Annotated in this window: 15 protein-coding genes; all 15 read left to right on the top strand. The window is 57.1% G+C overall.

Annotated features, from left to right (window positions below; genetic code table 11):
- The first annotated feature begins 109 nt into the window (after positions 1 to 109).
- The 15 genes from CJZ98_RS04665 (at position 110) to CJZ98_RS04595 (ending at position 14,463) form a co-directional block, all read left to right on the top strand.
- Positions 110 to 391 (top strand): MbcA/ParS/Xre antitoxin family protein, encoded by a 282-nt coding sequence (locus CJZ98_RS04665; RefSeq protein WP_232756196.1) that lies wholly within the window; start codon positions 110 to 112, stop codon positions 389 to 391.
- Positions 384 to 1,103: an RES family NAD+ phosphorylase gene (locus CJZ98_RS04660; RefSeq protein WP_157910873.1), complete on the top strand. Its 720-nt coding sequence runs from the start codon at positions 384 to 386 to the stop codon at positions 1,101 to 1,103. Before CJZ98_RS04665 ends, CJZ98_RS04660 begins: the two co-directional genes overlap by 8 nt.
- Positions 1,104 to 1,187: 84 nt before the next feature.
- The gene (locus tag CJZ98_RS04655; RefSeq protein ID WP_157910872.1) at positions 1,188 to 1,655 is read left to right on the top strand and encodes an antitoxin Xre/MbcA/ParS toxin-binding domain-containing protein; all 468 of its coding nucleotides are present in this window, start codon (positions 1,188 to 1,190) and stop codon (positions 1,653 to 1,655) included.
- Complete coding sequence (locus CJZ98_RS04650) at positions 1,652 to 2,122, top strand: RES family NAD+ phosphorylase (RefSeq protein ID WP_157910871.1); 471 nt, start codon at positions 1,652 to 1,654, stop codon at positions 2,120 to 2,122. The genes CJZ98_RS04655 and CJZ98_RS04650 overlap by 4 nt, the downstream gene beginning before the upstream one ends.
- A 376-nt stretch (positions 2,123 to 2,498) precedes the next feature.
- Positions 2,499 to 4,388 carry an ABC transporter ATP-binding protein gene (locus tag CJZ98_RS04645; RefSeq protein WP_232756195.1) on the top strand — a complete coding sequence of 630 codons (1,890 nt, stop codon included), beginning with the start codon at positions 2,499 to 2,501 and terminating at the stop codon, positions 4,386 to 4,388.
- A 958-nt stretch (positions 4,389 to 5,346) separates the two neighbouring features.
- Positions 5,347 to 6,465 (top strand): glycosyltransferase, encoded by a 1,119-nt coding sequence (locus CJZ98_RS04635; protein WP_198537494.1) that lies wholly within the window; start codon positions 5,347 to 5,349, stop codon positions 6,463 to 6,465.
- Positions 6,466 to 6,680: 215 nt separating this feature from the next.
- Entirely contained in the window at positions 6,681 to 7,637 is a 957-nt protein-coding gene (locus tag CJZ98_RS04630; RefSeq protein ID WP_198537492.1) for a glycosyltransferase family 4 protein, read from the top strand.
- A gap of 18 nt (positions 7,638 to 7,655) precedes the next feature.
- Positions 7,656 to 8,708 (top strand): polysaccharide pyruvyl transferase family protein, encoded by a 1,053-nt coding sequence (locus CJZ98_RS04625; RefSeq protein ID WP_094588832.1) that lies wholly within the window; start codon positions 7,656 to 7,658, stop codon positions 8,706 to 8,708.
- Positions 8,709 to 8,794: 86 nt separating this feature from the next.
- On the top strand, positions 8,795 to 8,953 hold the full coding sequence (locus CJZ98_RS18735) for a hypothetical protein (protein WP_198537490.1): 159 nt from the start codon (positions 8,795 to 8,797) through the stop codon (positions 8,951 to 8,953).
- 53 nt (positions 8,954 to 9,006) lie between these two features.
- Complete coding sequence (locus CJZ98_RS19505) at positions 9,007 to 9,273, top strand: hypothetical protein (protein ID WP_094588830.1); 267 nt, start codon at positions 9,007 to 9,009, stop codon at positions 9,271 to 9,273.
- The gene (locus tag CJZ98_RS04615) at positions 9,270 to 10,517 is read left to right on the top strand and encodes a glycosyltransferase (RefSeq protein ID WP_094588828.1); all 1,248 of its coding nucleotides are present in this window, start codon (positions 9,270 to 9,272) and stop codon (positions 10,515 to 10,517) included. The genes CJZ98_RS19505 and CJZ98_RS04615 overlap by 4 nt, the downstream gene beginning before the upstream one ends.
- A gap of 6 nt (positions 10,518 to 10,523) precedes the next feature.
- Positions 10,524 to 11,036 carry an acyltransferase gene (locus CJZ98_RS04610; RefSeq protein WP_094588826.1) on the top strand — a complete coding sequence of 171 codons (513 nt, stop codon included), beginning with the start codon at positions 10,524 to 10,526 and terminating at the stop codon, positions 11,034 to 11,036.
- A gap of 29 nt (positions 11,037 to 11,065) precedes the next feature.
- Positions 11,066 to 12,235 carry a glycosyltransferase family protein gene (locus tag CJZ98_RS04605; protein ID WP_157910869.1) on the top strand — a complete coding sequence of 390 codons (1,170 nt, stop codon included), beginning with the start codon at positions 11,066 to 11,068 and terminating at the stop codon, positions 12,233 to 12,235.
- 3 nt (positions 12,236 to 12,238) lie between these two features.
- Positions 12,239 to 13,345 (top strand): glycosyltransferase, encoded by a 1,107-nt coding sequence (locus CJZ98_RS04600; RefSeq protein ID WP_094588822.1) that lies wholly within the window; start codon positions 12,239 to 12,241, stop codon positions 13,343 to 13,345.
- 44 nt (positions 13,346 to 13,389) lie between these two features.
- Positions 13,390 to 14,463, top strand: coding sequence for a glycosyltransferase (locus CJZ98_RS04595; RefSeq protein ID WP_198537488.1), 1,074 nt, complete (start codon positions 13,390 to 13,392; stop codon positions 14,461 to 14,463).
- Positions 14,464 to 14,493: the final 30 nt, after the last annotated feature.

Genomic DNA, 14,493 nt, shown 5'->3' with positions numbered 1-14,493 from the left:
TCTGACCACATGCACCAAATTTGATATGCCCGTTCTGGAGCGGCGGCAGGATGCCTCAGCCGCGGATGCGCGCCTCATCGCCGAGGCCTGCCTGCGGGCAGCCTCTGAGGTGGGCCTGTCCAAGGAGGAGTTGGGGGAGATCGTGGGCCGGCACCGCACCAGCCTGGAGCGCAGCGGGCTGCCGCCCCAGAGCAAGGAGGGGCAGCTGGGGCTGCTGTTTCTGCGGGTGATGCGCAGCCTGGATGCCCTGATGGGCTCCGATCCGGAGCTGATGCGCCACTGGCTGGAGCAGCCCAATCACCACCTGGGCGAGCAGGCGCCACGCCAGTTGCTGGCCTCGGTGGAGGGCCTGGCGCGGGTGGCGGCCTATCTCGATGCCATGCGTGCTTGAGGCCTATCTCCAGCCGCTGGCGGGCGCGGTGGTGCGCATCACCGACCGCCAGGGCTACCAGGCCAGCGAACGCTGGACCGATTCGCTGCAGGATCAGGCCCGGCTTGAGGCCCTGATCGACACGGTGAAGCCGCCGGCCCCGCCGGGGCAGCACCGGCTGCTCACCACCCCCTTTCGCTATCCGCCCTTGCGCAGCGGCTCGCGCTTCACGGCAGCCGACCAGCGGGAGCTGTTCTATGGCGCCAGGGGCCTGGGCACCGTGTTGGCCGAGCGGGCCTTCCATGCCCTGCGGTTTCTGGAGGGTTCACCCCTGCCGGCGGGCAAGGTGATACAGCGCGAGCAAACGTCGTTTCAAGTAGAGATTGATGTGCAGCGCGGCCTGCAACTGCAGCACTGCCTGAGCGCCGCAGACCTGGCGGCGGTGACCGATCGGTGCAGCTATCAAGCCAGCCAGGCTCTGGGAAAACAGATGCGCCAGCTCGATGTGGAAGCCTTCGAAGTGCCCTCAGCCCGTGCCCCGTTGGAGCCTCCCTGCGTGGGGGTGCTCACCCCAGCAGCGTTTGCCAGCACCCCGTTCGACCTTCAGGACTGGGCGCTGGAGATCCGCCCCGATGGGGTGACCTTGGCCTCGTTTGGCCTGAGCCAGGTGGTCACGCTCCTGCGGGAGCAGTTCCTGGTGGAAGGCCGCTGGCCTGATCCTGTAGCGAGCTGATGAGCAAGCCCAGCCGCGTCTCATCCGACTACGTCATTTGGGGCTAGTATCGCTTCAAATGACAGCAACCGGAGCGCTCAGTCTTTGACGTCTGCGATCCCCGTCCCCGCGCTTGATGCAGCCCAGGACGCTGACCTGAATCAGTTCTTCTGGCAACGCGCTGCCGAGCTCGGCGCCCTGGACGAGCAGCAGCGCTTGGCAGCGATTGAGCAGGGCTGGAGCAGCAGCTGGCTGGCGGCCCTGCGGCAGCATCTGCATCTCAAGCCGGCAGACCTGGAGCCATTGCTGGCCCTCTCGGAGGCCACGATGGCCCGCCGCAGCCGCGAGCAGGCGGCCCTGGATCTGGTCGCCTCCGAGCGGCTGGACCGCCTGGTGGAGGTGATCAGCCTGGCCTACGGCGTGTTTGAGCAGCCCGCCAGCACCGAGGCCTGGCTCAAGGCACCCCACCCGCTGCTCCATCAAGCAAGCCCACTGCAGCACTGCCGCACCGCGATCGGCGCGGGCCAGGTGCGGCGGCTGCTGCAGGCCCTGGAGCAGGGCGCACCGGTGTGAGCGAGGGAGCAATTCGAGCCTGGCGGCTGAGCAAGGCCCGCTACGCCGGTGATCTCACGGGCCAGGGGGCGGCCCGCGATGGCCAGCGCTGGAACCAACCCGGGCAGCGGGCGGTGTACCTGGGGATGACAGCCGAAATCACCGTGCTGGAGGTGTTGGTGCACCTCAACGGTGTACTCAGCGCCCCGCTGATTCTGTGTGGCTATGACGTGCCAGACACAGCGGGCCTCATCGCCGAAGCCGATCCCACGGCCCTGCCGGAGGGCTGGAACGCCATCCCGCATCGCCAGGCCAGCGCCGCGTTTGGCGGCGACTGGCTGCGGGCAGGAGAGCCGCTGGGCCTGCTGCTGCCTTCGGTGGTGGTGCCCCAGGCCCGCAACCTGCTGCTCAATCCCCTGCATCCGGCCATGGCCCAGGTGGCGCTGGTGCACCAGGAGCCCTTCCAGCTGGATCAACGACTGGGCTGACCCACCCTTTCTCTTCCTTCATGACCCCCCTGCATGGGCGATTGCGTCGTCGTGATCCGCCAACTTGGTTGAACTGGCACTCCTCTGAGCCCCCCAGCCCCAAGGGCCTCATGCGGGGACTGGAAGTCATGAGGTCAACGACCGATCCATCTTCCGACTGCTGATTCGCTACACCTAGCCCGCCATACCTGATTTGCAACTGTGCAGGAGTCTGTACAGGCTGAACAGGACCAGGTTGTGCAAACGCGAAAAGGGTTATGGCCGTTGGCTTGCCTCTGAGCCCCCAGGCAGCCCAGCCGGAACGAACCCCGGTGCCACCACCACCCAGCAACTCCCGGCCCCACCAGCCCCCGCACGATCTGCAACCCCCAAACTCTTGACCAGCCCCACCTTCATGCGCCTGACGCCCCGCTTGCAGAGGTCGCTGCAGAGCCTCCTCAGCCAGGAGCCGGCCGCCCAACTGATCCGCAGCACAGCACGGCAGCAGTGGCGGCTGATCGTTCTAAACTTGGGCAGCAGCTTGGTGGAGGCCTTCACGGAAGGGGCCACTTTGGCGGTGGTGTTTCTGGCGGTGCAAGTGCTGTCGGCGCCGGCGGGTACGCCGTTTAACTGGGCAAGCAATCCGATCTTGAGCCGCTTGCCGGCGGCGGCGAACTGGTTGAACGGGTTGCCGGCCACAGGCGTATTCGCGAGCCTGCTGGCGCTGGCGGTGTTGCTGCAGGCCCTGCAGAGCCTCACTCGCTTTCTCATCTTGGTGAGTGTGGGCTGTTTCGCCGCTCGCTGCAGAGCGCTGGTTACCGCGCTCATTCATAGCCAGGTGCTGAGCTTCAGTTTTCCCTGCGCCAGTGGCTACAAGGTGGGCGACCTCACCGATTACGCCGGCCAGGGGCCAGAGGCCATCCGCTTGCAGATTGAGATGGGCAGCCAGCTGCTGGTGGGGGTGCTGCTGATCGCCACCTACCTGTCGGTGCTGGTGGGCATCTCGCCCTGGCTGCTGCTGGCGGTGCTGGTGATGGGTGGGCTGATCACCATGCTGCAGAAGCAGCTGCTGCCGCGGATCCGGGCCGGCTCCGAGGCGGTCAGCCAGGCCCAGGTGGCAATCAGCAGCCGGATCACGGAAGACTTCCAGGGCCTGCGCTTGCTGCACAGCAGCGGCCAGCTGGACGGGGCCGATCAGCACCTGCGCAGCCGTATGGGCGAGCTGGAACGGCAGCTGCGCGGCCAGGTGCGGCGGTTAGCCGTGGTGGGGCCCTTTTCCAGCTTTCTGCCGATCCTGGCGATTGCCGTGATTGCGGGGCTGAGCCTGCTGCTGCTGGGTGGGCGCAGTACTGGCGTGCTGCCCAGCTTGGTCACCTTCGTGCTGGCGTTGCAGCGGCTGAACGTGCGCTTGAGTGGTGTGGCTTCTAACGTCAATCAGCTGGCCGACAACAGTGGCCGGCTGGCTCGGCTCAACCAGCTCCTCTCGCCGGCAGGCAAGCAGTTCCGCCGCCAAGGCGGCATCCCCTTCCGGCAGCTGCAGCTCCAGATTCGCTTCGAAGGTGTGGGCCTGCGCTACGCCCCCGAGCTCCTCCCATCTTTGAGCGACATCTCCTTCACCATGCCCAAAGGCCAGATGCTGGCGTTAGTGGGCCCCAGTGGAGCGGGCAAGAGCTCGATCGCCGACCTGCTCACCGGTCTCTATGCACCTACTGCCGGGGAGATCTGGATCGACGACACACCCCTGGAGCAGCTGGAGCTCAGCAGCTGGCAGCAACGGCTGGGGGTGGTGAGCCAGGACACGTTTCTGTTCAACGCCACCATCGCCGAGAACATTGCCTTCGGCACACCAGGGGCCAAACTTGCCCAGATTCAGGCCGCCTGCCAGGCGGCCCAGGCAGCGGGGTTCATCGAGAGCCTGCCGCAGAGCTACGACACCCTGGTGGGAGAGCGGGGCTACCGCCTCAGCGGCGGGCAACGGCAGCGCTTGAGCCTGGCGAGGGCGATCCTGAGGGATCCGGAGCTGCTGATCCTTGATGAGGCCACCAGCGCCCTCGATAGCCAGAGCGAACGGCTGGTGCAGGAGGCGATTGAGCGCTTTGAGCACAACCACACGGTGCTGGTGATCGCCCACCGGCTGAGCACGATCGTGCGGGCTGATCAGATCCTGGTGCTGGAGGCGGGCCGAGTGGTGCAGCGGGGCAGCCACAGCAGCCTGCTGGCTGAGGGTGGGCTCTACCAGCAGCTTTGGCAGCAGCAGAGCCAAACCACCCACCAAGCCCATGCTTGATTTCTATTATCTTTTATTTCAGCCTCCTCATCGAGAGCGGCTTGCCACCTAGCGGGAGCCGATTGTTCATGTGCACCAGAACATCTACTTGGCTTACTATATGGATTGATGGGAACATCGCCTTTGGTGTTCTCCGAAATCAGATCGATCTGAACCGAGTGAAGCAGGCGACTGAGCAGGTCCAGATCGCCAGCTTCATTGAGGCCTGCTCGGAGGGCTACCAGAGCTTTGTGGGCGAGCGCGGCATTCGCCTGAGTGGGAACCCAGCGGCGGCGTATCGGCATCGCACGAATGCTCTTATAAGCAGGCGCCCGTGCTGGTGTTTGATGAGGCCACCGGTGCGCTCGACACCGTAACGGAGGAAGCGGTGATAGAGGCGGTGGAAGGTCTACGCAATGATCTTACTATTCTATTGATTGCCCAGCGGCTTAGCAGAGTGTAGAGATGCAATCGGGCAATCCGACTGGTAAACCTCGACAAATCAATCGAACAGCACCCTGGTAGTCTAAAAATACAAGTATTGAGGCTCTTGCTCTATACGCTTGTCTTGTGAATTTGGTTCTAAATTTGACTAAATCAAGGCACAGCATTCGGCCGCTCCGAACGCAGCGCTGGCGCTGGAGCGCTCGGCCATGGCGGTCAGATCACGGATCAGATGAGCCCAGCAGAGCTGGCCCTGCTGGGCCAGGATGAACGCTCTGACGGCAGCCGGTGTCGCCAGCCAGTCCGCTTCTGCAATCCCAGCAGGAGTGGTGCTCATCACAGGCGCTCTCTGCCTGAGATGCAACCGGGAATCAAGCAGCCGTCAAGGGTTAAGAAGGCCCGAAGTTCGCATTGAGCCTTCTCGACCCCTGAACAGGTACAAATCAGATTAATAGAGGTACTCATAAACATCCTATACCACACATACGGTAAAGTGCATTCCACTAAGGGTGGAACAGAGCGCACAACCATCACCATGGCTACGGCTTTGACAAGGCTCTATGGTGCCAACTGCTACTCTATCTATGAAGCACCAGCCGATACACCTAAGGAGGAGTGTTTCGTCAAAGAGTTCCTTTGGGCTCCACACAAGGAATTGAAAAGAAACAGCCAGGCGCTTAGGAATATAATTCTGTCGAATCGTATTAATTGTGTCATTGTGCAGGGTGCATTTATTCACGCACCCAGATTCCGAGCTGCAATAGAGGGTTTAACATGCAAAATCATACTGGCTCATCATTTTGAGCCACGATCGGAACTCGTGTTCGGTCGTTTTAGCAAAATCATAAAGTATCGTCCGAAATCGATTGTGGACTTTGCTAGATGGATAAAAAGAATAATTATGCATCCATTGACGGCGATGGAGAGGGAACAGCAACTTTCTTCCGCCTACCGTGCTGCATACGAGTGTTCTGACCATGTGGTGCTGCTTTGTCAAAGTTTTATCAAGCCCTTTTCAGAATTTGCAGGCTTACAGGACACATCAAAGTTTGTGGTCATACCTAACGGACTGTCATTCGATGTTACACCTTGGTTTGATAAGGTCTCTAAACACAAAGTGGTACTTATCGTTTCACGCTTGGACGAAGTCCACAAAAGGTTGTCATTGGCACTTCGAATTTGGGCACGTGTAAAACAAAGTCCAGTAGCCAAGGAATGGACATTACGCATTGTGGGTGATGGTAATGATCGTGAGCTCTATGAACGCATAATCCATGAAGAGCAGATCCCAGATGTTTTTCTTGAGGGCAGGAAAGATCCCATTCCCTACTACGAAAAAGCATCCATCTTCATGATGACGTCAAGGAGCGAAGCCTGGGGGTTAACGCTGACGGAGGCACAACAAATGGGTGTAGTACCCATGGCCTTTGATACCTACGCTTCATTGCGTGAAATCATTACCGATGGCGAAAACGGGGCAATAATCATGGAGGGTGACGTGGGTGGATATGAGCACAGAATGAAAGAATTGATGAGTAATAGTGATGTACGGCAGCAAATGGCAAGGCAAGCCATGGCTTCCTCGCTAAAATACTCACCACATCGCATAGCAGATCTATGGTGGAAGTTGCTAGTCACAGCGGCTTTAAGCTGAATTAATATAAAATGATAAATGTTTTATTCATAACATTTGCACATAAGAATTTCGATGGTGCGACATATTCGCTGATGGACTTAATAGAATCAGTTCGGCAACATGTCCACCCCATCGTGATGGTTAGAGCAAAGGGATGCGTATATGATTACTTCACCAGCAGAGGCGTGGAGTGTATCGTGTGCGACTTTAGAGAGGACTTGGTGGGACAGCCAGTGAAACCACACCAGTATATCAAATATGCTGCTAAATACATTCCAGACCATTTGAATTACTATTATAAGAACGGCAAATGCTTAGTAAAATTAGCACAAATTCTAAGAGGGCGGAAGATCGACATAGTGCATAGCAATAATACCGTTGTGTCAGTTGGCTATGATATAGCAAAAAGACTTAACTCTAAGTTTGTCTGGCATTTACGTGGATTTATGAACTTGGACTTCGGGTGCATGCCATTGAGAGGATGGCATAAATACAGCAAGACGCTAAGGGAGGCGGATGCTGTAATTGGTATCACCAAATCGGTCCTTGAACATTATATTCCTTTGGAGAGCAAGAATACGTATGTAATATCGGATGCAGTGCGGAGCAAGGATGATACATGCCTTGTGATGCCAAAGAAAAAGTATTTCCTCTTTGTTGCTGGGTTTTTGACAGAACAGAAAGGATGTGGCTTTGCCATTGCTGCCTTTGCAAGGTCGGGTCTGGCATTAAATGGCTACAAATTAATAATAATCGGTGAGGCCCATCCAAAATATATGTTGCGATTGAATAGATTCATGATAGGGGCAGGTATTTCAGATGCTGTCGAATTCCTCGGACGAAGCGACCAAGTGAAAGAATATATGTCTCGGGCGACAGCATTCATGATGTGTTCCGATAATGAAGGTCTAGGGCGTGTATCCATAGAGGCCATGTTTTATGGCTGTTTAGTTATTGGTCGCAATTCTGGCGGCACTAAAGATTTCATTTCTGATGGTGAAACAGGGCTGCTATTTAGCGATATGGATGGTTGTATAGTTGCAATGCAAAATGCTACAAGAAATGACCATCAAGATATCATCAAACGCGCGCAACAGTTTGCTCAAGAAAACTTTTCTTTTGAGGTCTATGGAGACAAAATATTGGATGTTTACAGCAAAGTGCTCAGTCGCGTCCTAATGAACAACTAAGGATTTCTTTAATTAATCATGAGCCACAAACTACTATCAGTCTCAAAATTCCCTAATATTTCCGGTGTAAATATTGGTGACTATATCCAAGCACTCGCATCGGCTCAATTTATCTCTCGGTTAGACGGCTTTATAGATAGGGATGAAGAACTAAAAGATTACGACGGAATCCCATGCAATGTGATAATGAATGGTTGGTACATGCACAGCCCGAAGAATTGGCCTCCATCTGAACTAATAAATCCATTATTTCTTTCTTTCCACATTAACAGTGGGGCAAGCAAAGAATTATTATCCGCCTCAAGCATTGCTTATTTGAAGAGTCATCAGCCGATAGGTTGCCGTGATTTAAATACTCTGGAGCTTTTGATGGGCAATGGTGTAGAAGCATATTTTTCCGGCTGCCTGACTTTAACACTTGGAGAGAAGTACCGTTCATCTACGAGAGGAAATAAAACTTATATTGTTGACCCTTGTATAAGCAGGGAGCCCAATTGGGTTGATCTTTTCAAAGGAATTAGCATAATAGCGACCCATCCATTTGACATATTAAGACTATATCTTAACAAGAACCTTCGCCTCCATTGTGGCCGAAACTGCATAAAAAAGTTATTAAAGACTGCTCTGTACTACAATGAGTATTCAAAAGTATTCGGCAGAAAGCTTATTATGAAGTCAACATATGTGAGTCATGAAGGTATGTTTTACAAGACGAGATTTAAGACTGATTTAAATCGCCTAGAAGAAGCAGAGCGTCTAGTGCGTCTATATGCTGAAGCTTCTTTTGTGATAACGTCGCGAATACATTGTGCACTCCCGTGCCTTGGGCTGGAAACACCTGTTATCTATTTGGAGAAAGGTCAGGATGCTGAAGTGAGCAAATGTAGGTTGGCAGGGCTAAAAGAGTTGTTCAATGTAGTCAGAGTGGTCAACGGAGTTCTAGTGCCGCAATTTGAAACTGCATTGCCTATCACAGTATTCAACCACCCGCCAAACAAGGACTCTTGGAGAGATCTTGCAAATAATCTAAAACACAGATGTCGAAGTTTTGCAAAAAACGTAAAAGTTTGAGGCTCGAAAGATATGGGTTTTATGGATTTCTGCGTATACGAAGCATAAACTCCTGCTTCCCTCATGGTGCCAAATAATTCCTCGCCGTGACCAAGCAATTCCCCCTAGACATGAATCAAAAGACCCTAGCCGAGATCCTGCGAAGTCGGGGTCTGAGTGTCGGGGCCGGCAAGCGCTTCTGGGTGATCGCCGCCTACTTCAATCACAACCTCACGGTGCACCCATTCTGCTTGATCACCAATTGAATGCCCCTGCACCGAATCAGTAGTGGTCCAGCTTCATCATCTATCTGAGAACCTTGGAAGGCTGGCTTTATCTGCTTTTGTTTCTGGATCTGTTCTCGCGCAAGGTCGTCGGCAACGCGCTGGTCGACCACATCCGTGTGGAACTGGTCTGCGACCGGGCCACTTTGGCTCCAGATATCCGGATAGAAGACGATGCGGTCTTTGGGATGAGGGCCGTGGCCTCCGGACGGCTCGAGGGTCGGAAGGCACACGCCGCGCTCCGGTCTCGGGAGATCGCTCCCAGATATGAGAAGCTCCGTGAGAAGGGGGCGGGCTCATGAAGGTCCTGCATGTCAACGCCTTTGATGGCGGCGGCGGCGCAGCGCGGGCCGCGATGCGCCTTCACCAGGGGTTGCGTGCATACGGTGTCGATAGCCTATTTGCATCGGTGAAGAGCGGGGTTGGCGGCCCCGGCGTGGTGTCGCCGCTCGGTCAGGGACGGCAGGTGGTTGCTCTGGTCAAACGCCAGGTCGCGCTGCGAATCGCGCGGTTGCAGAAGACCCCGGCCAACCCGATCATCCACTCGCTCGGATTGTTCACCTCGGGCCTCGGTGCCTGGATCAACGCAAGCGACGTCGACATCGTTAATCTGCACTGGGTCTGCGCCGAAACGCTGAGCCTGGGCGAGATCGCTCGGATCGAGAAGCCAATCGTCTGGACCATGCATGATATGTGGGCGTTCATGGGCGCCGAGCACTACGACGACGGCGACCACCCTGGGCGTTGGAAAGCCCCTTATTCAGCGGCCAACCGGCCACCCGGCACTACCGGTCCGGATCTCGATGCATGGGTTTGGGCCCGCAAGGCGCGGCTCTGGTCGGGAAAGACCTTCAACCTGGTTGCCCCCAGCACTTGGCTCGCCAATTGCGCCCGTGAGAGCGCTCTGATGGGGAACCAACCCTGTGAGGTCATCCACAACCCTCTTGACACCACGGCCTTTGCCCCCATCGACCGGAACGTCGCGAGGGAGTTACTTGGCCTGCCTCAGGACAGGAAATTTATCTTGTTCGGCGCGCTCGGCGCGACGTCGGACAGACGCAAGGGGTATGACCTGCTTGTCGAGGCGCTGCGGTCCTTTGAGCGCGACCATGACGCGGGCGGCGTAGACGTGATGGTGTTCGGCGGACAGAGCAGCGGAGAAATTCCCGGCGTTGCACTCCCTTGCCACTTCTTGGGCACTTTCGCTGACGAGATCAGCCTCCGTCTCGTCTATTCGGCAGCCGACATCTTCGTCGCCCCCTCGCGCCAAGACAATCTGCCCAACACCGTGGTCGAAGCCTCTGCCTGTGGTGTGCCGACCGTCGCCTTCGACATCGGTGGCATGTCCGATATCGTCACCGACGGCGAAACTGGAGCGTTGGTAGCGCCGTTCGACACCAACGCGCTCGCCGCAGGCATGGCCCGGCTGCTCCGCGCGCCAATCGCGCAGGCGACGGTTCGCGCACACGCGGAGGCGAAATTCTCGCCCGCGGCGGCGCTCCCGGCATACATAGCTCTTTATCAACGGCTTGCCGCTGGGGGCTGACCAGACATGCTTCGCTACATTGTCAACTTGATTGTTGCAATCCTGCCGCCGACGCGGGCTTTTGGATTTAAGCGGTTCCTCTGGCGCAGGATTGGGGCGGATGTCGGTCATGGCACACGGATCAACGCAGGTGCACGGATCTGGGGCAGCGGGCCCGTGACAATCGGGCGCGACACGTGGTTGGGGATGAACCTCTTCATCATCGTGCCGGCCGGATCGGAGGTCTTAATTGGGTCTAATGTTGACATCGGCCCCGAGGTGATGATCGAATGCGGTTCGCACGACGTCGGCGGCCCCAAGCGGCGGGCAGGGACAGATCGCTCGGATAATATCGAGATCGGCCCTGGCACCTGGATCGGATGCCGCGCCACACTGCTCGGCGGCGCGTGCATTGGTGCCGGTTCCATTGTCGCGGCAGGTGCCATGGTGCTGCCCGGCAAATACCCGGACAACGTGCTGCTGAAGGGCGTACCTGCGCGCGCAAAGACGATCGACACAGAAGAAAGAGGCCCCCAGTGACTCGGCGGCCCCGCGTTTTCTACCTCGGCATGATCACCACGGATTCTTATGGGCGGGCCATAGGCGAGCGCACCTATTCTGGTGCGGCTACGCGAAAAATGCTTCTGGTCGCGCAAGCGATGAGAAGCGTCGGCCTGAGAACGATTGTCGTGTCCCTTCCGTTCGTTGGGACCGGGGCGAGATGCTTTTGGTTTTCATCAGTCGTAATCTCCGAAGGGCGTGTACCAGCCGTGTTCACAGCAACTTTACGCTCACCAGTTCTGCGTAAACTTGTCGGACCGGTATTTCCACTGATTTTTTTTCTGCGCCACGCCCGGCGAGGTGATACAGTAATTTGTTATAATCACGCTCTCGAGTATCTTCCCTCCCAATTAGCGCTGCGCCTGCGCGGTGTGAAACTTGTTCAGGATATAGAAGATGCGCCGATTGCGCAGGAGCGGGGCTTTCGAGGCCACTTAAACAGGTTTACTTTCGCCGTGACATTCCGTCTTACGGCGGCACGCAAGATGGTTGTCGCGGATCACGTTGCGGAAGGTCTGGGGCTGAATGATTTTGTCTCGATCAGAGGAGTCGCCGCGCAGGAGATCGACCTGGGGCTGTCCACGAACAATGCCAAATGGGGTGAGTTAAAATCCGGCGGTCCGCTGAAATTGCACTACGGCGGGACCCTAATAGCAGAGACTGGCGTAGAATTGTTTTGCAAAGCGGTCGAACAGTTGGCCCAAAATGTGGGCCGTCTCGCACGCCCCGTGAATTTCAGGATCACGGGCGTCGGAAATTTTCACAAAATCAGAGCTTTGCAGGATCGGGTCCGCGAAGTTAGAGCAATTGAGGTGGAAGTTTTTCAAGAGCTTGATAAGTTGGATTATTTGCGGATCATCGATGCCTGCCATGGCAGCCTCTCGCTAAAACGGCCCGGATCGGCGATGTCCAATACAACCTTTCCCTCAAAGGTCATCGAAATAACTGGAGCAGGCCTCGCATTGGTTTCAGCCCGATTTGGCGACGTGGCCGAAATATTCGTGAACGACACTGCCTTTTTTCTCAACGCCTACAACGCCGAAGAACTTGCTAAGACAATTGTAACTATGGCAGAAGACCCTGTACGCGTTGAAAAGGTCGCCGCTGCTGGGAGGAGGCTCTGCAATGAGTTTTTTTCACTGGATGCGGTCGGCGTTGAGATGACGCGACTGATATAAATAATGTCCGATTGCATTGTTATCTGGCAGCGGATGCTGACGCCGCACATGACGGAATTGGCTCACGAGTTGGCGCATTTGGGCGTCGAAGTACATTATGTCAGCGAAGAGGTCCTGTCTGAAGACCGCCGAGCGATGGGCTGGGTAACAGGAAGCCTTGCAGAGATCGATGTCCATTTTGTCGATACGCCAAAGTCGGCGTGCGCGCTTGTCGACCGGTTTCCGGCGGCTGCTGTTCATATCACCCAAGGAGTTCGTGCCAACGGGCTGGTCGCTGACGTGCAGAAACGGATCGATGCGCTTGGGCGGCGGCACTTTCCCATCATGGAGAAGGTTGATCTGCGCGGGCCGGCCGGCTGGATTAAACCGTTGATCTACGCGGTTCGGTTCCGGTCGGTGTTACGCCGTGCCAACGGGATGCTGTGCATCGGTGCCGGCACCGATGCATGGGTGGCGAAGCACGCACCGCGGGAATTAAAGGTGTTTCCCTTCGCCTACTTCCTGCAAGGAAAGATCCCAGATCGCGGAGCGCGCGCAGCAGGTTCGTTTCGGTTTGTTTACGTCGGCAGTCTGATTGAGCGTAAGCGTGTCGACCTCTTAGTCGAGGCGTTGGCTGGGCTCGCCGACCGGCCGTTTGAGCTCGAAATCGTCGGCGATGGTCCGATGAGAGGGCAGCTGAAAGACTTGACCGACGCTCATCTGCCCAGACGGGTGGCCTTTCGCGGCACGCTCACCATGAGTGAAGCTATCGAACGGATCCAGGCGGCCGACTGCCTCGTGCTGCCGAGCGATCACGATGGCTTTGGTGCAGTGCTCTCTGAGGCGCTCATAAACGGAACGCCTGCAATCTGTAGCTCAGAATGCGGTGCGTCAGCAGTGGTGCGCGCGAGTGGCACAGGCGCGGTGTTCACAGCTGGGGACGCGGATGACCTGCGCCGAGTTCTTGGCGCGATGCTGCACCGTGGTCCGCTCTCTGAGACCGGGCGCGAAGACCTGTCGAATTGGGCCCGGTGCCTGACAGCAAAAGCGGGAGCACGCTACCTGTTAGAGATCTTGGACCACGATGCAAGCAAGGTCATCGTGCCGCTGTGGGAACGTGGCCGCGGATGAGGATCGCTCATGTCGCCTCGCAACTCGATCGGGCTTCCGCGGGTTTGGGCGTCGCCATTGAGGCGATTTCGTCAGCGACGCTGGCCGAGGGCAACGAGGTTCGCGTCTTCGGCTTGTCTAGCGACGACTGGGTTGCGGGCGATGGTGCCTGCTGGACCGGGGCACCTGCGACGATGTTCAAACCAGCTGCTTGGTCAGGTCCGTTCGGTTACGCGCCTGCAATGCTGTCAGCTCTCCGCGCCTTCGATGCTGATGTTGTCCATCTCCACGGTCTCTGGACCTATCCCTCGATAGCCGGGTACCTTGGCGCGTATCGCATGGGCGCAGCACTGGTTGTATCGGCCCATGGAATGCTTAGTTCAGTGTCACTTAAGTATTCGGGTAGTCGTAAACGGCTCGCACGATTGCTGTTCCAAGACAAAATCCTCCGGGCCGCAGATATACTCCACGCTACATCTTCCAGCGAAAAAACGTCTTTTCTAGCCCTCGGGCTTCGCAGTCGAATCGTGTCGATCCCCCTCGGTATGGACGTGATTGCGCGTCCCGAGGTCGCCCGTGGGGAGAGGCGCCGGCTTCTATTTCTTGGGCGTTTGCATCATCAAAAGGGCATCGACTGGTTGGTCGATGCCTGGTTGCGCCTCGAGGCCGACTTTGGCGATTGGGAACTGGCCATCGTCGGGCCGCAGGAGCTCAGCTATGCTCACGAGATCGAGCGTTTGAAACAGGCGACCACTGGAAAACGCGTTAACTTTGTGGGGCCACTCTATGGCGAGCAAAAGGTCCGGTTCTTGGCTGCATCGGAGCTTCTCGCAATGCCAAGCCGAAGCGAAAATTTCGGCTTAACCGCTGCTGAGGCCATGATGATGGAGGTGCCGGTCATCGCGACCGAGGGTACGCCGTGGTCGGGTCTTGCAGATGCGGCTGCAGGTTGGTGGATCAAACCGGGCGCGGAAGCCCTCGAGCAGGCCCTGCGCGCGGCAATGCGTTTGCCCGAAGCGGAGTTGCACCGCATGGGGCGCAACGGCCGGCAATGGATCAAACGCGACTTCTCTTGGCCGGTTATCGGGGATAAATGGCAAGGCGTGTACGAGAGCCTCGTGCATACGGGCGGTAGATGAACCGACCCGAATCACCTCCCCCCCGCCGGT

This window comes from Vulcanococcus limneticus LL (assembly GCF_002252705.1).
GTDB lineage: Bacteria > Cyanobacteriota > Cyanobacteriia > PCC-6307 > Cyanobiaceae > Vulcanococcus > Vulcanococcus limneticus.
This window is presented reverse-complemented; position numbering and strand designations above follow the sequence as displayed.

Bases quoted from the DNA above. Each gene is read 5' to 3' on its own strand.
- CJZ98_RS04635 (WP_198537494.1), top strand. From the start codon at position 5,347: ATGGCTACGGCTTTGACAAGGCTCTATGGTGCCAACTGCTACTCTATC.
- CJZ98_RS04625 (WP_094588832.1), top strand. From the start codon at position 7,656: ATGAGCCACAAACTACTATCAGTCTCAAAATTCCCTAATATTTCCGGT.
- CJZ98_RS04615 (WP_094588828.1), top strand. From the start codon at position 9,270: ATGAAGGTCCTGCATGTCAACGCCTTTGATGGCGGCGGCGGCGCAGCG.
- CJZ98_RS04610 (WP_094588826.1), top strand. From the start codon at position 10,524: ATGCTTCGCTACATTGTCAACTTGATTGTTGCAATCCTGCCGCCGACG.
- CJZ98_RS04605 (WP_157910869.1), top strand. From the start codon at position 11,066: ATGATCACCACGGATTCTTATGGGCGGGCCATAGGCGAGCGCACCTAT.
- CJZ98_RS04600 (WP_094588822.1), top strand. From the start codon at position 12,239: ATGTCCGATTGCATTGTTATCTGGCAGCGGATGCTGACGCCGCACATG.